Origin of the sequence: Arthrobacter sp. 24S4-2 (genome assembly GCF_005280255.1) — a bacterium.
Lineage (GTDB): Bacteria > Actinomycetota > Actinomycetes > Actinomycetales > Micrococcaceae > Arthrobacter.
Window position 1 is genome coordinate 3,417,398 of record NZ_CP040018.1, and the last position, 16,466, is coordinate 3,433,863.

The following is a 16,466-nucleotide window of genomic DNA, read 5'->3' on the forward strand; positions in this document are numbered from 1 at the left end:
ACACCCTGCGGACGCGCACCGCGAATCAACACGGCAACTCAGGGCAGCGGCGGACGCTTTTCGCCGCGGGCGCGGGCGGCCACCCGGGACAGCACCGCGGCGACTCTTGCCGCCGAGTCGGCGCTGCCGCCGCTGACCGCCACCTTCCTGCCGTCCGCCCGGTTGACGACGACGGCGGGGCCGCTGCTGACGAGCATCGCTGTGGTTCCGCCGTGGTTACGGTAGCCCCAGCCGCCATAGTCCGCGGCCCGGACCTCCGCCGGTGATGCTGAGGAAATTGCCGACGCCGGAACTTCCATCACCCGGACGATTCCGGCCACGAAGACGCGCAGCCCGCTGCGGTCCACGATGATGCGGGCGAAGAGGAAGGCGGCGGCCAGGACGGCCAGTGCGACCAGCAGGACTCCCAGCCAGGGGACAACGATGGAGATCAGGGCGGCCGGGAACAGCGAGGCGATCCCCAGCATCACGAAGACCGAGCTCCGCGCGTGCACCCACAGCCGCACCGAATCCATGGCAATTTCGGGGTCAAGTTCGCGGTCCAGCGCCTCCTCAAGGGCGCGGTCGTCGTCCACGGACCAGCGTTCGTCGGCCTTGAAGACAAAGCCCAAAATGACGCCGAGAGCAAGGGCGGCTCCACTCCCCAGGGCGAGGACGGACATGTCGACACGGGCCTCATGGACGTCGGCGATCCCCGCCTGGCCCACCAGCACGGCGGCCAGGGCGGTGGTGACAAAGAGAGTGACGGTCAGCCCGGCGCCCATCATGATGCGCCGCATCACGGCGGGCCGGGTCAGCGGAACGGCCTGCCCCAGGGTCAGCCAGCCCACCAGGACGATGATCAGGCCGCCTGCCGCCACGAACGCGGAGAACGGGGCATAGCCCGACGGACCGGATGCCGACCAGCTCACGGCAAGCGGGTCCGGCACATCCGGCCGCAGCAAAAATGCACAAACAACGAAGGCGGCAGCCAGGAGCACGGGAAATCCCACTGCGAAGCGGAGTGCCTTGGCGTCCACCGAATCCCTGATCTTTCCCATACTCCAACGCTACTCCGCGCCGAGGCCCAGTGATCCACCTAACTTGCCAACGCACAATGAAGTGAAAGAATAATTTCACAGTGCCGGCAGCGACTGTTGCCGGCCGGCAACCGCAACCCTTTCTGGAGGCCCCACCTTGCCAGGTATGAACCTGACGCGCGCCGAAGCACGCGAGCGCGCCGATCTCATCTCCGTTGAGTCCTACGACGTCAGCCTGGACCTGACCAAGGGCGACAAAGTGTTCGGATCCATTACCGCTGTTAAGTTCAGCGCACGGCCCGGGTCCTCCACCTTTATCGATGCGGTGACGCATACTGTCCACAGCATCATGCTGAACGGCCGTGAGCTCGATCCCGCCGAAGTGTCCGACGGCGTCCGCATCCAGCTCCCGGGCCTGGCCGAGGAGAATAACCTCCTGGTTGTGGCCGAGGCGCCGTACATGAACACAGGCGAGGGCCTGCACCGCTTCGTTGACCCGGTGGACAACGAGGTCTACCTGTACACCCAGTTCGAGGTTCCGGATTCCCGCCGGATGTTCGCCGTGTTCGAGCAGCCCGACCTGAAGGCGAGCTTCACGTTCACCGTCACGGCGCCGTCGCACTGGGATGTGGTGTCCAATTCACCCACGCCGCTTCCCATCGAAACCATCCCCGGCGAGGACGGCGGCGCCCGCTCCGTGTGGGAGTTTTCCCCCACCCCCCGGCTTTCCTCCTACGTCACTGCGCTGATTGCCGGCCCGTACCAGTCGGTGCGCAGCGAGGTGAAGGGTGCCGACGGGCGGGTCGTTCCGCTGGGCGTGTTCGCCCGCAAGTCGCTCATGCAGTACCTCGATGCCGACAACATCTTTGAACTCACCCGGCAGGGCTTCGAGTTCTTCGAAGCGCAGTTCGGCTGCCCCTACCCGTTTGAAAAGTACGACCAGCTCTTCGTCCCGGAGTTCAATGCGGGCGCCATGGAAAATGCCGGCGCCGTGACCATCCTGGAGGGCTACGTGTTCCGCGGCAAGGTCACGGGGGCGCAGATCGAACGGCGTGCCATCACCGTGCTGCACGAACTTGCGCACATGTGGTTCGGAGACCTTGTCACGATGCGCTGGTGGAACGACCTCTGGCTCAACGAATCGTTCGCCGAATACATGTCGCACCTGGCCGCGGTGGAGAACACCGAGTTTGACCACGCCTGGACCACGTTCGCCTCGGTGGAGAAGTCCTGGGCCTACCGCCAGGACCAGCTCCCCACCACGCACCCCATTTTTGCGGAGATCAACGACCTCCAGGACGTGGAGGTGAACTTCGACGGCATCACCTACGCCAAGGGCGCCTCCGTGCTGCGCCAGCTGGTTGCCTGGGTGGGCCCGGAGCAGTTCATGTCCGGGGTCCGCGAATACTTCAGCAAGCACGCCTGGAAGAACACCGAGCTCAGCGACCTCATGGTGGAGCTGGAGACGGCCAGCGGCCGTGACCTGGACCAGTGGGGGCGGCTCTGGCTGGAAACGGCCGGCGTGAACACACTGACGCCGGAGGTATCGGTGGATTCCGCCGGAGCCATCACGTCCTTCACCATCGTGCAGTCCGCGGTGGCCGAGCAGCCCACCATCCGGCCGCACCGCCTGGCTGTCGGCTTCTACAACGTGGCCGACGGGCAGCTTGTCCGGGTGCACCGCGAAGAGCTCGACGTCGACGGCGAGCGCACCGGGGTGCCCGCGCTGGCCGGCCTGCAGCAGCCGGACCTGATCCTGCTCAATGACGGCGACCTCGCATATGCAAAGGTCCGCCTCGACCCGAAGTCGCTGGCCACGGCCACCGCCCACCTGAAGGACTTCCGCGAAAGCCTCCCGCGGACGCTCGTCTGGGGTTCTGCGTGGGACGCGGCGCGCGACGGCGAAACACCGGCACGCGGCTACGTCGAACTGATCCTGGCCAACATTGCCTCCGAGTCCGACTCTTCCGTGATCCTGGTTCAGCTCCGCCAACTCGCGACGACGCTCACGTATTACGTTGCCGAAGAGTACCGGGAGAAGACCTCTGTGGCTGCCGCGGACCAGCTGTGGGACATGGCCGCCGCTGTCCCCGCGGGATCCGATGCACAGCTCCAGTTTGTGAAGTCGTATGCTCTGCTGGCCCGCAGCGACAGCCAGCTGGACACGGTCTCGGCCCTGCTGGACGGATCGGCCGGGCTTGACGGGCTCACCGTCGACCAGGACCTGCGCTGGGAACTGCTCGCCTGCCTCGTCGCCGGCGGCCGGTTCGGCCAGGACAGGATCGACGCCGAGCTGGAGCGGGACAACACCGCCAATGGCCAGAACGCGGCCGCGCTGGCCAAGGCGGCCATCCCAACGCCGGCGGCCAAGGCCGAGGCATGGGAGTCCATCGTGGTCAAGGGTGATCTGTCCAACGCCCTGCAGGCCTCTGCCGTGGCCGGCTTCACCCGCGTGCTGGACCCCGCACTGCTGGAACCTTACACGGAGAAGTATTTCGACGCCGTTCCCGGCATCGTCGCCAACCGCACCCATGCGCTCGCCCAGCAGATCGTCGTCGGGCTTTACCCGTCCCTGCAGACCACCCAGGCGACAGTGGACCGGACGGATCAGTTCCTGGCTTCCCTGCCCGAGGAGAGTGCGGCCCTGCGGCGCATGATGCTCGAAAACCGTGACGGCGTGGCCCGTGCCCTGCGGGCCCGGGAGGCCGACGTCGGATAGCCGCCGGGCACCACCCAAAACGGGCCGGGACCCTGCGGCTGCCAGACTGGCGGCTCCGGGTCCCGGCGTTTGCCGTCACTAGAATTGCGGCATGACCCTTGATGAGCACCGCTATGCCGTTACCGTCCGCTGGACCGGGAACCGCGGAGACGGAACCTCGACATACCGGGGCTACGCCCGGGACCACGACGTCGAAATTGCCGGACTCCCGGTCCTGAAAGGCTCCGCGGATCCCACCTTCCACGGAGACAGGACCCGCTACAACCCCGAGCAGCTGCTGCTCACCGCGCTGTCGCAGTGCCACATGCTTTCCTTCCTGCACGTGGCTGTCAAACACGGCGTTGTGGTGACGGGCTACGAGGACAGGGCCGAGGGGCTGATGCGGACCAACCGCGACGGCAGCGGCCAGTTTGAATCCGTGACGCTCCGTCCGGAAGTGACGGTGGCCGCTCGGGTAGACGGCGCGCTCATGGAAGAACTGCACGAAGAGGCCAACAAAATCTGCTTCATAGCCCGCAGTGTCAACTTCCCCGTGCTGCACGCCCCGACCACGCTGGTGGCGGAAAACTAAGCATCGGCGAGGGTGCCGGCGCTCTATTCCTGGGACGCCGCGGCCCGAAACGCGTCAACCAGCCGTCGCTCGGTCGCGGCGCCGAGCCCCGCTTTCCGGTCCCTGCCCAGGCCGCGGCTCCGCTCGTCGTCGAGGGTGTCCCGCAGTGTCTCCTGCCACGGCCTCAGGGTGAGGCCCGCGGCGAGGGCAGCCGCGTTGGAGCGTGCCGCGAATCCTTCATGGTCCGGCGGGAGCCACAGAGGCAGCGAGTCCGAGCCTGCCCAGTAGGCGACACCCTGTGCCACGAGCCAGTCCTCCGGGACCGCAAGAGTCCGGCCGGCATAACCGGCCAGGCGGGCCGCTTCACCGACGTAGGTGCCGAACGGGACGACGCTTCCGACGGCGTTCAGGGCACCGGTGACCCGCTGCCCGGCGGCTTTCAGGATCCAGGCCGCAAGGTCGCGGACGTCGATGACCTGGGTGGCGCTGCCACCAACGTCGGGCACAAGCGCCTGGGAATCGTCGCGGGAAAAGCGCGCCGGCCAGTAGCCGTAGCGGTCCGAACCGTCACCCGGGCCGCCGATCAGGCCGGCCCGGCACAAGTGTGCCTTCGGGCCGGCGAGGGTTATGGCGTGCTGTTCGATGGCCGACTTCGCCTCGCCGTAATTCTCCGCTGCCAGAGCTGTGCCCGGAGCCAATGGCGGGAGCAACGGGGCATCCTCACCCGCGCCCGGGATCCCGTGGCCGGCATACACGGAACAACTCGACACCACGGTCCAGTGCGCTGCCGTGGGTGCCAGGACCTCCAGCGCGTGCCTTGCCTGCTCCGGGTCGCGTGTCACGTCAATGACGGCGTCCCATTCCCCGGCAGCTTCGGCGTAAGCCTGTTTCCCCTGGGCGCGGTCGGCCTGCAGCCACGCGGCTCCGGCGGGCGGAGCAGCCGCCGACCCCCGGGCGAGGCACGTCACGTCGTGCCCGGCAGCAACGGCCTGCCGGGCAATTTCGGCAGAGAGGAAGGCCGTACCGCCGAGGATCAGGATGCGCATGTGGCCACGCTACGGCGCTAGTGTTGAAGGTGAACAGAGTGTTATGCGCCCGGCGAACGCCGGGCATCTCCGGCGGAAGCCGGCAAGCAGTAAGGAGCATCCCTGCCGATGTACAGCATGTTGTCGATCACCCCGCCCGTTGCCCCGGACGTGTCCGCAATCAACGCTGCCGGAATCGTGATCAGCATCGGGGTTGGCGTGGTGGTGTGGCTCATCGCCACGTTCGTGATCGCCGGAATCACCAAGAGCGTTGCCGCGGGAACCACGTTCTTCAAGAAGCCGCATTTCCGCTGGGTAGCCCCGGCCCTTCGTGCCCTGGACCATGAGCGGCGGGTGCAGCGGGCGAAGACCATCGGCTCGCTGCTGAACAGCGTGGCGGGTGTCCTGATCGTCGTCATCACCATCATGTACGTCCTCAAGAACCTGGATGTGGATATCGCACCGCTGCTCACCAGCGTGGGAATCCTGGGTGTGGCCATCGGTTTCGGCGCCCAGCAGCTCATCCGCGACTTCCTGGCTGGCATCTTCATCACCATCGAGGACCAGTACGGAATCGGCGACGTCATCGAAACCAGTGAAGTCGTGGGGATGGTGGAGTCCATTGGGCTTCGCATTACACGCGTCCGGTCCGAGGACGGCGCCATCTGGTACCTGCGCAACGGCGAGATCCTGCGGGTGGGCAACCGTTCCCAGGGCAACTATGTGGGCCCGGTGGACGCCTCCGCGGATGTGCCCGACCCCGATTCAGCACCACAGCAAAAGGCCGGAGAGTAAGAATGAGCACACCAACACCCGAACCGGGCCAGCCCAAGATGCTGATGCAGAACGATCCGTTCACCCAGCCCGGCTACACCGACAACTTCTACGACGCCGTGGGCGGGCATGAGACGTTCGTGAAGCTCATCGACGTCTTCTATGACGGTGTGGCCACGGACCCGCTGCTGCGTCCGATGTATCCGGAAGAAGACCTGGGGCCGGCAAAACGGCGGTTCCTGATGTTCCTCGAACAGTATTGGGGCGGCCCCACCACCTACGGCGAGGAGCGCGGCCATCCCCGGCTGCGCATGCGGCACATGCCGTTCCGGGTTACACCCGAGGCCAAGGGCCGCTGGCTCCACCACATGCGGACGGCGGTCGACGCGCTGGAGTTGCCGCCGCTCTATGAGGGCACGCTGTGGGACTACATGGAACGCGCCGCGCTGTCCATGGTGAACAGCCCTTCCACCCGGGAGGGATAGCCCTACTGGCCGAGGCCGGCGCCTGTGCGGACCAGGACGTGGCCGCGGCTGTTGCTGAGCCGGAACCAGCGTCCGGCCCGGTAGAGCTTCTGTTCATCCCCGCCGAGGAAACCCAGGGTCAGGGCGGCAAACGCCGCCCCGGCCGGGAGGCCGCCTGCACCCCCGAGTTCACGCCCCCATACTGTGGCCCTGGCGTTGTTGACGATCAGGGCGCCCGGCCTGTCCGGAACAATGGCGGCCACTTCGGCAATGCCGGCCTCCGCCGCGGCCCTCAGCCCGGCGTCGGGAAGGGCGCCCACAAGTTCCCAACCGGACCTGGGAGCACCTACGCCGGCCCACGACTCGGTGACGGTCATGGGCGGAATCGGAAGTTCGACGTCGTTCTCCCCCGCCCGGGCGAGCCGGTCCAGGACCGCGGAGAGCGGAACGGTCACGTCGGCAGCGGCGGGCTCTGCGAGTGCCATGGTCCGCAGGCCAAGGATGGTGGGCGTGGACTCGCCGAGCAGCCTTGGCCTGAGCACACACACATAGGCGGCAAGCACGGAGCCCGAGGCCTGAAGTCGGATGGCGCCGTCGTCAATTGCCTTGGCACGTGTGGCGTAGGTTCGGAGATCGGCCAGATCACGCGGATCGGCAAACCGGAAAGACTGGGTTAGGACATCAGACACACTAAGGACTCTACCGGCTGAGCCGCGGTTGAGGAGCGCCGGGGTGACGTCTAGAGTCAAACCATGACTGAAGCGGAAGCCCGATTGCAGGCCTTGCCCACGGAGGACCCCACCTCCTCGCTCATTGAACTACTGGATCTCGGCGAGCTTGAGGGTGCCCGGACCGATGAGGACATTTTCATGGGACCGTCCCAGAGGCAACCGCGGGAGCGCGTCTTTGGCGGCCAGGTCCTGGCTCAGTCCCTGATCGCCGCAAACCGGACCGTTGATGCCGCCCGCAGCGTTCATTCAATGCACGGGTATTTCCTTCGCCCGGGCGACGCGAACAAGCCCATTACGTTCGGTGTACAGCGGCTGCGAGATGGCCGCTCATTTTCCGCCCGTCGCGTCCACGCCTACCAGGATGGAGCGCCAATACTGTCCATGATCGCTTCCTTCCAGGAGGAGGATGAGGGAATCGACCACCAGTCCCCCATGCCTGACGGCATACCGGACCCCGAGTCCCTGCCCAGCACGGCAGACCTGCTGGGCAAGTTCGACCACCCGGTGGCCAGGCACTGGTCGTACGAGCGGCCCTTCGACATCCGTCATGTGGACCCGGCGCTGTACGTTTCGGCAAAGGGCGAGCGGGAAGCCCGCAACGCGGTCTGGATGAAGACCTTCGGCCCCATGCCGGACGACCCCAACACGCACCGCGCAGCCCTCGCCTACGCCAGCGACTACACGCTGCTGGAATCCATCCTGCGCAAACACGGCCTCAGCTGGATTACGCCCGGCATGAGCGTGGCAAGCCTCGACCACGCCATGTGGTGGCACCGGCCGGTGCGCGTTGATGAGTGGCTGCTGTATGTCCAGGAATCGCCCAGCGCCCAGGGCGCCCGCGGACTGGCCACCGGCAAGATCTTCAGCCGGGACGGCCAGCACGTTGCGTCGGTGGCCCAGGAAGGCATGGTGCGGGTGCCGACCGACCTGAAGAACAAGGTGGTTGGCGCGTTACAGACCAAGGTCCTCCAGCACCAGATGCGCAAGGCCGAACGGGACTAGCCGCGTTCCGGCCCGGACGGTCGCGGCTGCTTGCCAACGGCAGCCGCCGGGCATGCAAAAGGCCGGTTCCCCTCGGGGAACCGGCCTTTGCTGTGGGACTAGTCGCGGGTCAGGCGGCGGTGCGTGACCCGGTGCGGCTTAGCCGCATCGGGGCCGAGGCGCTCCACCTTGTTCTCCTCGTAGGACTCGAAGTTTCCTTCAAACCAGTACCACTTGGACGGGTTTTCCTCGTCGCCTTCGTAGGCCAGGATGTGGGTGGCCACCCGGTCCAGGAACCAGCGGTCGTGCGAGACGACCACGGCGCAGCCGGGGAATTCCAGCAGCGCGTTCTCAAGGCTGCTGAGGGTCTCGACGTCGAGGTCGTTGGTGGGCTCGTCAAGCAGCAGCAGGTTGCCGCCCTGCTTGAGGGTCAGCGCCAGGTTCAGGCGGTTGCGCTCACCGCCGGAGAGGACGCCGGCTTTCTTCTGCTGGTCCGGGCCCTTGAAGCCGAAGGCGGCGACGTAGGCGCGGGACGGCATCTCAACGTGGCCCACCTGGATGAAGTCCAGGCCGTCGGAGACGACCTCCCAGAGGGTCTTGTTGGGATCGATCCCGCCGCGGCTCTGGTCTGCGTAGGAGATCTTGACCGAGTCGCCGATCTTCAAGTTGCCGCCGTCGAGCGGTTCCAGCCCGACGATGGTCTTGAACAGCGTGGTCTTGCCGACGCCGTTGGGGCCGATGACGCCCACGATGCCGTTGCGCGGCAGCGTGAAGGACAGTCCGTCGATGAGCGTCCGGTCCTCGAAGCCCTTCTGCAGGTTCTTGGCTTCGAGCACCAGGCCACCGAGGCGGGGGCCCGGCGGAATCTGGATCTCTTCGAAGTCGAGCTTCCGGGTCCGGTCCGCTTCTGCGGCCATTTCCTCGTAGCGGGCAAGGCGGGCCTTGGACTTGGTCTGGCGGCCCTTGGCGTTGGAGCGGACCCACTCGAGTTCTTCGGTGAGGCGCTTCGCTTGCTTGGCGTCCTTTTTGCCCTGGACTTCAAGGCGGGCGCGCTTCTTCTCCAGGTACGTGGAGTAGTTGCCTTCGTACGGGTAGAGGTGGCCGCGGTCTACTTCGGCGATCCATTCGGCCACGTGATCCAGGAAGTACCGGTCGTGGGTGACGGCCAGGACGGCGCCGGCGTAGCTGGAGAGGTGCTGTTCCAGCCAGAGGACGCTTTCGGCGTCGAGGTGGTTAGTGGGCTCGTCAAGCAGGAGGAGGTCCGGCTTCTGCAGCAGGAGCTTGCAGAGCGCCACGCGGCGGCGCTCACCACCGGAGAGGAGCGTGACGTCGGCATCGGCCGGCGGGCAGCGGAGTGCATCCATGGCCTGCTCGAGCTGGGAGTCGAGGTCCCACGCGTCGGCAGCGTCGATGGCTTCCTGAAGCTGGCCCATCTCCTCCAGAAGGGTGTCGTAGTCCGCGTCCGGGCTGGCCATTTCCTCGGAGATCTCATTGAAACGCTGGATCTTCCCGTAGATCTCGCCAACGCCTTCCTGGACGTTGCCCAGGACCGTTTTCTCCTCGTTCAGCGGCGGCTCCTGCAGCAGGATGCCCACCGTGTAGCCGGGGCTGAGCCGTGCCTCACCGTTGGAGGGAGTGTCCAGGCCAGCCATGATCTTGAGGATGGTGGATTTACCGGCACCGTTGGGGCCAACAACACCAATCTTGGCCCCCGGGAAGAAGGACATGCTTACGTCGTCGAGAATTAGTTTTTCGCCAACGGCCTTGCGGGCCTTGGTCATTGTGTAGATAAATTCCGCCATGGTTCCAAATCTAGTGGGTCGGCGGGGTTAACTCACATTCAGCCGCCGGCAAAGCACTTTCCCGTCGCAAGAACAGGAAGTACGGTCACCACAACACTTCCGTCGCGGATCTGGCCGATCACACAGTCCTTGCCCTGCAGCGCAGCCGCCTCAATAGCGTCCACTTCCAGGCCGGTCGGCGTGCGGCTGGCCGATACCTGCAATGAACCGGCAGGTATCCCGGCACCGGTCAGTGCTGCCGTCAGCTGGTCCTGCCCTGGCTTGGGATTGGCCTTGGCGACGCCCTGAAGCGCATTGCCCACAGTTTCCTTCAGCCGGACGGTCGCGGCATCGAGCTGCAGTTCACCGGCAGCCGAAGGTGTGGAACCGGCCGTGGCTGATGATGATGGCGCTGGAGCCTTCGATTCAGGCCCGGCGGCCGCAGGCTGCGACGACGGGGCCGAAGATCCGGAACCCGTTCCGGTGCATCCGGAGAGGCCGGCTAGGAGCACAGATGCTGCGAGGAGCCGGGCGCACACGCCGCGTACGCCGGGCCGGTTGCCGGAGCCCCCGGTTCCGGGCTGCCGGGTTCCGGGCTGCCGGGTTCCGGACTGTTGCTGGGGTGTCTGGGCTCGGATCACTCTGCCATTCTGCCATGCGGCACCGCGGGGGAACGGTGCCGCACTCTTGGGCAGCAGCGGGACAGGTTCAGGCGGCGGCTCCGGTAAGTTCGCCGGTCTCCGAGTCGAGCTGCAGGACGTCACCGCTTTCATCGTCAATGAAGATTCCTTCGGCGGCAGGGTCCGAATCGTCGTCGTCCTCCCCGCGGTCCCCGGCGTCTTCAGGATCTTCCGTGGCCCGCACGTGACCCTCCCCGGCGCCGGTCGGAGGGCTTTGCTGATCCTGCCCCGTCCCCGGCTGGGCGGAGTTCCCGGCCGTGCGGATGAAATTGGCGGAGCCCCACATGAGGTCATGGCCCACCGACTCGGCGTCGATCTCGGCGACGTGGTAGATCCGGCCGTCCTTCTCCCAGCTCCGCATCTTGAGCCGGCCCACGATAATGACGCGCTGGCCCTTCTTGATGCTGCATCCGATGTTGCCGGCCAGCTGTCGGTAGCCCTGGACGGTGAACCAGTTGGTATTGCCATCGACCCAGGTGCTCGAGGCGCGGTCATACCGCCGGTCTGTGGAGCCGAGCCGAAACGATGCAGTTGCGACTCCGCCGGGCGTGGTGGAACTCCTGATCTCCGAGGCGACGAAGCCCCGGACAGTGATGCTGTCAGTCATCTTGGTGTCCTGTCTCGAATGATGGTGCCCTAGCGGGCATCTTCAGCTTCACGCCGTGGAGGCGCCGGAGCGAGAGGCAGCCTTCCCTATGTGCAAAACTCCGCGCTTTGCCCGGATGTTGGGGACGAGTCAAAACGCCGCCGACGGGCTGACTGGCCGCAGGCGCGTGGCACGGTAAACTCTTCTAGGCGCCGCCGGTATTGTCCGGACCGGCCCACGTGCCCCAGTAGCTCAGGGGATAGAGCAGCGGCCTTCTAATCCGCCGGTCGGGGGTTCGATTCCCTCCTGGGGCACAAAAGCGAAGCGGCTCCCGCCTGCGGCCAATGCAGAGGGAGCCGCTTCTGTCTTTTCACGCGGCTTCCTCCGGAGGAAAGTGTTAACTGACGCACCGGAATGGAACAGCACACTTCTCCATGGCTTTTACACTAAGCATGCTTATGATTTCAGTGTGGCGCCGACTCATTTGAAGTGGCGTCGGCGCCACATCCGCCGCGCGGCGGATCACCTCGACGAGGACGGACCGAATGACTCAGCCATCGCACGACTACGATCCGAACGAAACAGACCCTGCATCAACGCCGGATCACCCCGCCGCGACGGAGGGGGTCCCGACGCCAACCGGACAGGCAGGCTCCGGAGCATTGTCCGGACGTGCCCGCCCGGGCACGGATGCCCCCGCGAATCAGGATCGTCCGAGCCCGCCCGGCGCCACCCCTGCGACGCCTGCACCGGAGGAACGGCACGTGACACGCGCCGGCATGGTCTGGGCCGCCGTCGCCACCGCATTGGCGGTGATGGTTCTGCTCATCGCCTTCATCCTGCAGAACCAGGACTATGTTCAGGTCAGATTCTTCGGGCTTGAAGGGGCTGTCTCACTGGGCATCGCACTGTTCATCGCTGCAGTGGGCGGCGGCATACTGGTGGCCGTCGCGGGGGCGGCAAGAATTATTCAGCTACGCGCAGCGGCCCATCGGAGGAGGGTCCTGGCGCAACGCGTCCGCTAGGGACACACCAAGAACCACGGCCAGCGGAGGAGACCGGCCGCATCACCCGCGGTCGGCGCCGCCCGGGTGGCCTTCGGGGGTGTCATCCATCCGGGCGATACCGGGCTCTTTCGTCGTGGCCAGATCGCCGGCAACAGTCTCCCGCCCGGACTCCTCCGCTGGCTGTGTGGTGCCGTCGTCGCCCCGCGCGGTCCCGTTTTCGTCTGGAATCTCAGTCATGTGCCCAAGCTAAACCCGCGCCGCGGGCTTGTCGAGGGGCGGCAGGTCCGGTGGCAGGAGCAGCAAAACGGAACGTTGCCGTCAGCGCTCCAACAGTTCCTTCAGGTTCCCCAGCACCATTTCCCACAGCTTGGCAGACTCCTCGGCCTCGGAATCGCTCTTGTTGTTTCCCTGCGTGATGGTGATTTCGGTGCCGTTCGGCTGTTCAATCAGCCGGTACTCGACGGTGTGGTAGTTCTCCGGCGCATCCGGAAGCCCCGTCAGCGGACTGTAGTGGGTGATGCGCAGCAGTTCTTCGCGCCGGTTTTCCAGGACGATCCCCTTGTCCTCATAGCTTCTGCCTTGCCACTCCCCCGCGAATGTCACGGGGTCACCTTCCCGCCAGGTGGTGGTCACATTCGTTCCGAGGAAATATTGCCTGACGATGCTGGGGTCGGTCAGCGCCTTCCATACCCGGCTGCGTGGGGCTTCCACGAGGACTGACGCTTCGGCGTCCTTGATCTGAGCATTCATCTGCGTGCCTCCTTCGCCTGAGGATAGCCGGGATGTCCGGCCGTGTTAAGGGCGTGCCGTCGGAGCGACGTGGGCCGTCAGCCGGCGCCCGCGGTCCGGGTCAGGAAACGCCCCGCCGGGTAGCCCGCGGAGCAAAGGAGACTGTCAGGCGTATGGCAGGACGAGCCCTGCGTAGCGTTCCTTCATGGCCGCCAGGACGCTGTCGCCGTCGGCGTCCCAGATTTCCTGATTGAAAATTTCCACTTCGATGTCGCCGGTGTAGCCGGCGTCCCGGACCCAGCTGCCGATGGTCGCGAAGTCGATGACGCCGTCGCCCATCATGCCCCGGGACAGCAGGGCGTCGGCGGCGATGGGCAGGTTGAAGTCGCAGACCTGGTAGGAGGCGATGCGGTTCTCCCGGCCGGCCCGGTCAATCTGCGCCTTCAGCTCCGGGTCCCACCACACGTGGAAGGTGTCGACGGCGACGCCGACGGCCTTCGCGTCGTACGGGGCGGCCAGGTCCAGGGCCTGGCCAAGGGTGGAGATGAGGGCGCGGTCGGCGGCGTACATCGGGTGCAGCGGTTCCAGGACCAGGCGCACCCCGTTTTCGACGGCGAACGGGACCAGGTCCGCGAGGCGGTCAGTAACGCGCCGGCGGGCGGCCACCACGTCCTTCTCCCCAGAGGCGAGGCCGCCGACCACCACGAACAGTTCCCGCGTGTCGAGTGCCACCGCCTCGCGGATGGCGGCGCGGTTGTCGGCAAGGGCGGCCGCCTGGCCGTCGGCGTCGGCAGCGGTCAGGAAGCCGCCGCGACACAGCGAGGACACCCGCAGGCCGGCGTCCCTGATGAGCTTGGCTGCCTTGTCGATCCCGGCTTCGTGCACCCGGTCCCGCCAGGGGCCGATCGCGGGGATGCCGGCACGGGCGCAGCCGTCAACGGCCTCGGCCAAGGTCCACTTCTTGGTGGTGGCACTGTTGAGGGAAAGTCGTGAAAAAGGGGACGGTCCTGAATCCAATGTCATACTCCCACTCCGTTGATGCGCAGGTAGTCCGACATCCGGAACGCGGCCAGTGCCGGGTCCTTCAGCAGCCCGGCCTGGTCTGCCAGTTCGAAGGTCTTCGCCAGGTGCACCACCGAACGGCCCGAGTGCAGTCCGCCCACCATCTGGAAGCCCGGCTGCTTGCCGTTGAGCCAGGACATGAACGCGATGCCGGTCTTGTAATAGAACGTGGGGGCACTGAAGATGTGCTTGCCCAGTTCCCGGGTGGAGTCCAGGATGGCGCGGCCCCTCACAGCGTCGCCGGCGTCGTAGCTCTGCAACGCCGCCGAGGCTGCCGGGTAGATGGCGGCGAAGATGCCCAGCAGGGCGTCCGAATGGTGCGTGCCGTCGCCGTCGATCAGTTCCGGGTAGTTGAAGTCGTCGCCGGTGTAAAGCCGGACGCCCTTGGGGAGGTTGGCGCGGAGTGCGACTTCATGCGAGGCGTCCAGGAGCGAGACCTTGACCCCGTCCACTTTGTCCGCGTGCTCGCGGATGAGGGAGAGGAACGTCCCGGTGGCCTGGGCGACGTCGTCCGAACCCCAGTAGCCGGCCAGCGCGGGATCGAACATGGTGCCGAGCCAGTGCAGGATGACGGGCTGGTCAACTTCCTGCAGGAGCGTCGAGTACACGTGCAGGTAATCGTCTGCTCCGCTGGCCACCTTGGCCAGCGCCCGGGAAGCCATCAGGATCACCTTAGGTCCGGCTTCGGACACGACGGCGATCTGCTCGCGGTAGGCGACAATGACGGCCTGGATCCCGGCAGCGCCGGACGGCAGGGACGCGAGGTCCAGCTGGTCGGTTCCGGCGCCGCACGAGACGAGGTCCCGGACGGACTTGCCGGCGGTGGCGGCACCGCCGACGGAGACCACTGAAGCCGCTTCGACGCCGGTGCGCTTGATCAGCTGCCGGGTGGCTGCCCAGTCCAGGCCCATGCCGCGCTGCGCGGTGTCCATGGCGTCAGCAACGCCCAGGCCGTAGGACCAAAGCTCGTGCCGGTAGGCCATCGTGGCGTCCCAGTCGAGCCGCGCGGGGGCACCCGGAGTGTTGTCCGCGGTGACCTCCGGGACGACATGGGCTGCGGCGTACGCGTGCCGCGAGGTGATGGGAGCGGTGGGCCTGGACCAGGCGGGGGCGGACTGGAGCCGGTATTCGCGGGTTCCGCCGTCGTGGGTGGGAAGGATCAGCGATGTCATTAGAGCGAGATCTCCGGGATGTCGATGGTGCGGCGCTGGTCGTTGGACTGCAGGCCGAGCTCGGCGAGCTGCACGCCGCGGGCAGCGGAAAGCAGTCCGAAGCGGTGTTCGCGGCGGGCGACGACGTCGCGCAGGAATTCTTCCCACTGCAGCTTGAAGCCGTTGTCCAGTTCGGCGTTGGCGGGGACTTCCTGCCACTGGCTGCGGAAGGATTCGGTGACGGGCAGGTCCGGGTTCCAGACCGGCTTGGGGGTGTGGGCGCGCTGCTGGGCAACACACTTGTTCAAACCGGCAACAGCGGAACCGTGCGTGCCGTCGATCTGGAACTCGACCAGCTCGTCGCGGTAGACCCGGACGGCCCACGAAGAATTGATCTGGCCGACCACCGGGTCGCCACCCGGGGTTTCCAGCTCGAAAATGCCGTAGGAGGCGTCATCGGCCGTGGCCTTGTATTCCTTGCCGACCTCGTCCCAGCGGGCCGGGATGTGCGTGGCGGTCTTGGCGTTGACGCTCTTGACCTTGCCGATGATGCCTTCCAGGACATAGTTCCAGTGGCAGAACATGTCCGTGGTCATGCCGCCGCCGTCTTCCTTGCGGTAGTTCCAGGACGGACGCTGCGCAGCCTGGACGTCGCCTTCGAAGACCCAGTAGCCGAATTCGCCGCGGATGGACAGGATCCGGCCGAAGAAGCCTTCGTCCACAAGGCGGCGCAGCTTGACCAGGCCGGGCAGGTACAGCTTGTCGTGGACAACGCCCGCCGTGACGCCGGCTTCCCTGCCGATGCGGGCAAGCTCGATGGCCTCTTCGAGGGTTTCCGCGGTGGGCTTCTCGGTGAAGATGTGCTTGCCGGCGCGCATGGCCTTCTTCAGGGTGGCGGCGCGGAGGCTGGTCATGGAGGCGTCAAAGACGATGTCCACCGTGGGGTCGTTAATGACCGCGTCCAGGTCGGTGGACCACTCGGAGACTTTGTGGAGCTCCGCGAGCTCGCGGATCTTGGCCTCGTTGCGGCCCACCAGGATCGGTTCGACCTGCACCCGCGTGCCGTCCTCGAGGGTGAACCCGCCCGCGTCGCGGATAGGGAGGATGGAGCGCAGCAGATGCTGGCGGTAGCCCATCCGGCCGGTGATGCCGTTCATGGCGATACGGATCGTCTTTGTTTCGAAGCCCATGTGTCCTCCACAGTTCG

17 protein-coding genes and 1 tRNA gene are annotated in these 16,466 nt (G+C 66.3%); 7 read left to right on the forward strand and 11 right to left on the reverse strand.

Translation table 11 applies throughout. The annotated features are described in order from the left end of the window. Positions 1-38: 38 nt before the first annotated feature. On the reverse strand, positions 39-1,040 hold the full coding sequence (locus FCN77_RS15870) for a hypothetical protein (RefSeq protein WP_137323037.1): 1,002 nt from the start codon (positions 1,038-1,040) through the stop codon (positions 39-41). Positions 1,041-1,185: 145 nt separating this feature from the next. Here FCN77_RS15870 and pepN point away from each other — a divergent pair, with 145 nt between their 5' ends. Together pepN and FCN77_RS15880 are read left to right on the forward strand one after the other, a co-directional pair. Beyond that, positions 1,186-3,738 carry an aminopeptidase N gene (gene pepN, locus FCN77_RS15875; protein ID WP_137323038.1) on the forward strand — a complete coding sequence of 851 codons (2,553 nt, stop codon included), beginning with the start codon at positions 1,186-1,188 and terminating at the stop codon, positions 3,736-3,738. Between the two features lie 91 nt (positions 3,739-3,829). Beyond that, positions 3,830-4,309 carry an OsmC family protein gene (locus FCN77_RS15880; RefSeq protein ID WP_137323039.1) on the forward strand — a complete coding sequence of 160 codons (480 nt, stop codon included), beginning with the start codon at positions 3,830-3,832 and terminating at the stop codon, positions 4,307-4,309. A gap of 23 nt (positions 4,310-4,332) precedes the next feature. On the opposite strand, the gene FCN77_RS15885 is transcribed toward FCN77_RS15880, so the two are convergent. Continuing rightward, the gene (locus tag FCN77_RS15885; RefSeq protein WP_137323040.1) at positions 4,333-5,334 is read right to left on the reverse strand and encodes an epimerase; all 1,002 of its coding nucleotides are present in this window, start codon (positions 5,332-5,334) and stop codon (positions 4,333-4,335) included. A gap of 108 nt (positions 5,335-5,442) precedes the next feature. Between FCN77_RS15885 and FCN77_RS15890 the strand changes: the two genes are divergently transcribed. Both FCN77_RS15890 and FCN77_RS15895 read left to right on the forward strand, forming a co-directional pair. Beyond that, a complete protein-coding gene (locus tag FCN77_RS15890; protein ID WP_137323041.1) occupies positions 5,443-6,108 on the forward strand; it encodes a mechanosensitive ion channel family protein in 666 nt (221 codons plus the stop codon). A gap of 2 nt (positions 6,109-6,110) precedes the next feature. Continuing rightward, positions 6,111-6,572 carry a globin gene (locus FCN77_RS15895; RefSeq protein ID WP_137323042.1) on the forward strand — a complete coding sequence of 154 codons (462 nt, stop codon included), beginning with the start codon at positions 6,111-6,113 and terminating at the stop codon, positions 6,570-6,572. A gap of 2 nt (positions 6,573-6,574) precedes the next feature. Here the strand turns inward: FCN77_RS15895 and FCN77_RS15900 are convergent, their stop codons facing one another. Next, a complete protein-coding gene (locus FCN77_RS15900; protein WP_137323043.1) occupies positions 6,575-7,240 on the reverse strand; it encodes a hypothetical protein in 666 nt (221 codons plus the stop codon). 63 nt (positions 7,241-7,303) lie between these two features. Here FCN77_RS15900 and tesB point away from each other — a divergent pair, with 63 nt between their 5' ends. Beyond that, positions 7,304-8,284, forward strand: coding sequence for an acyl-CoA thioesterase II (tesB, locus tag FCN77_RS15905; RefSeq protein WP_137323044.1), 981 nt, complete (start codon positions 7,304-7,306; stop codon positions 8,282-8,284). Positions 8,285-8,382: 98 nt separating this feature from the next. Here the strand turns inward: tesB and ettA are convergent, their stop codons facing one another. The 3 genes from ettA to FCN77_RS15920 form a co-directional block, all read right to left on the reverse strand. Beyond that, positions 8,383-10,065 (reverse strand): energy-dependent translational throttle protein EttA, encoded by a 1,683-nt coding sequence (gene ettA / locus FCN77_RS15910; RefSeq protein ID WP_137323045.1) that lies wholly within the window; start codon positions 10,063-10,065, stop codon positions 8,383-8,385. A 38-nt stretch (positions 10,066-10,103) separates the two neighbouring features. Then, positions 10,104-10,685 (reverse strand): hypothetical protein, encoded by a 582-nt coding sequence (locus FCN77_RS15915; protein ID WP_254678592.1) that lies wholly within the window; start codon positions 10,683-10,685, stop codon positions 10,104-10,106. A 67-nt stretch (positions 10,686-10,752) separates the two neighbouring features. Further along, positions 10,753-11,331 (reverse strand): single-stranded DNA-binding protein, encoded by a 579-nt coding sequence (locus tag FCN77_RS15920; RefSeq protein ID WP_137323046.1) that lies wholly within the window; start codon positions 11,329-11,331, stop codon positions 10,753-10,755. 220 nt (positions 11,332-11,551) lie between these two features. Here FCN77_RS15920 and FCN77_RS15925 point away from each other — a divergent pair. Then, positions 11,552-11,624 (forward strand) — tRNA-Arg (locus tag FCN77_RS15925). A gap of 231 nt (positions 11,625-11,855) precedes the next feature. Continuing rightward, a complete protein-coding gene (locus tag FCN77_RS15930; protein WP_137323047.1) occupies positions 11,856-12,335 on the forward strand; it encodes a lipopolysaccharide assembly LapA domain-containing protein in 480 nt (159 codons plus the stop codon). 42 nt (positions 12,336-12,377) lie between these two features. Here the strand turns inward: FCN77_RS15930 and FCN77_RS26015 are convergent, their stop codons facing one another. The 5 genes from FCN77_RS26015 to FCN77_RS15950 form a co-directional block, all read right to left on the reverse strand. Further along, positions 12,378-12,554, reverse strand: a complete 177-nt coding sequence (locus FCN77_RS26015) for a hypothetical protein (RefSeq protein WP_175417280.1) — start codon at positions 12,552-12,554, stop codon at positions 12,378-12,380. 81 nt (positions 12,555-12,635) lie between these two features. Beyond that, positions 12,636-13,067, reverse strand: coding sequence for an SRPBCC domain-containing protein (locus tag FCN77_RS15935; protein ID WP_137323048.1), 432 nt, complete (start codon positions 13,065-13,067; stop codon positions 12,636-12,638). A 144-nt stretch (positions 13,068-13,211) separates the two neighbouring features. Further along, on the reverse strand, positions 13,212-14,069 hold the full coding sequence (locus FCN77_RS15940; RefSeq protein ID WP_137323049.1) for a sugar phosphate isomerase/epimerase: 858 nt from the start codon (positions 14,067-14,069) through the stop codon (positions 13,212-13,214). After that, a complete protein-coding gene (locus FCN77_RS15945; protein ID WP_137323050.1) occupies positions 14,066-15,280 on the reverse strand; it encodes a dihydrodipicolinate synthase family protein in 1,215 nt (404 codons plus the stop codon). Before FCN77_RS15945 ends, FCN77_RS15940 begins: the two co-directional genes overlap by 4 nt. Beyond that, positions 15,280-16,449 carry a Gfo/Idh/MocA family protein gene (locus tag FCN77_RS15950; RefSeq protein ID WP_137323051.1) on the reverse strand — a complete coding sequence of 390 codons (1,170 nt, stop codon included), beginning with the start codon at positions 16,447-16,449 and terminating at the stop codon, positions 15,280-15,282. Before FCN77_RS15950 ends, FCN77_RS15945 begins: the two co-directional genes overlap by 1 nt. Positions 16,450-16,466: the final 17 nt, after the last annotated feature.

Excerpts from the sequence above, each read along its gene's own strand:
- FCN77_RS15945 (WP_137323050.1), bottom strand. The coding sequence starts at position 15,280 with ATGACATCGCTGATCCTTCCCACCCACGACGGCGGAACCCGCGAATAC.
- pepN (WP_137323038.1), top strand. The coding sequence starts at position 1,186 with ATGAACCTGACGCGCGCCGAAGCACGCGAGCGCGCCGATCTCATCTCC.
- FCN77_RS15930 (WP_137323047.1), top strand. The coding sequence starts at position 11,856 with ATGACTCAGCCATCGCACGACTACGATCCGAACGAAACAGACCCTGCA.
- FCN77_RS15890 (WP_137323041.1), top strand. The coding sequence starts at position 5,443 with ATGTACAGCATGTTGTCGATCACCCCGCCCGTTGCCCCGGACGTGTCC.
- ettA (WP_137323045.1), bottom strand. The coding sequence starts at position 10,065 with ATGGCGGAATTTATCTACACAATGACCAAGGCCCGCAAGGCCGTTGGC.
- FCN77_RS15870 (WP_137323037.1), bottom strand. The coding sequence starts at position 1,040 with ATGGGAAAGATCAGGGATTCGGTGGACGCCAAGGCACTCCGCTTCGCA.
- FCN77_RS15935 (WP_137323048.1), bottom strand. The coding sequence starts at position 13,067 with ATGAATGCTCAGATCAAGGACGCCGAAGCGTCAGTCCTCGTGGAAGCC.
- FCN77_RS15895 (WP_137323042.1), top strand. The coding sequence starts at position 6,111 with ATGAGCACACCAACACCCGAACCGGGCCAGCCCAAGATGCTGATGCAG.
- FCN77_RS15880 (WP_137323039.1), top strand. The coding sequence starts at position 3,830 with ATGACCCTTGATGAGCACCGCTATGCCGTTACCGTCCGCTGGACCGGG.
- FCN77_RS15920 (WP_137323046.1), bottom strand. The coding sequence starts at position 11,331 with ATGACTGACAGCATCACTGTCCGGGGCTTCGTCGCCTCGGAGATCAGG.
- FCN77_RS26015 (WP_175417280.1), bottom strand. The coding sequence starts at position 12,554 with ATGACTGAGATTCCAGACGAAAACGGGACCGCGCGGGGCGACGACGGC.
- FCN77_RS15940 (WP_137323049.1), bottom strand. The coding sequence starts at position 14,069 with ATGACATTGGATTCAGGACCGTCCCCTTTTTCACGACTTTCCCTCAAC.
- FCN77_RS15950 (WP_137323051.1), bottom strand. The coding sequence starts at position 16,449 with ATGGGCTTCGAAACAAAGACGATCCGTATCGCCATGAACGGCATCACC.
- tesB (WP_137323044.1), top strand. The coding sequence starts at position 7,304 with ATGACTGAAGCGGAAGCCCGATTGCAGGCCTTGCCCACGGAGGACCCC.
- FCN77_RS15885 (WP_137323040.1), bottom strand. The coding sequence starts at position 5,334 with ATGCGCATCCTGATCCTCGGCGGTACGGCCTTCCTCTCTGCCGAAATT.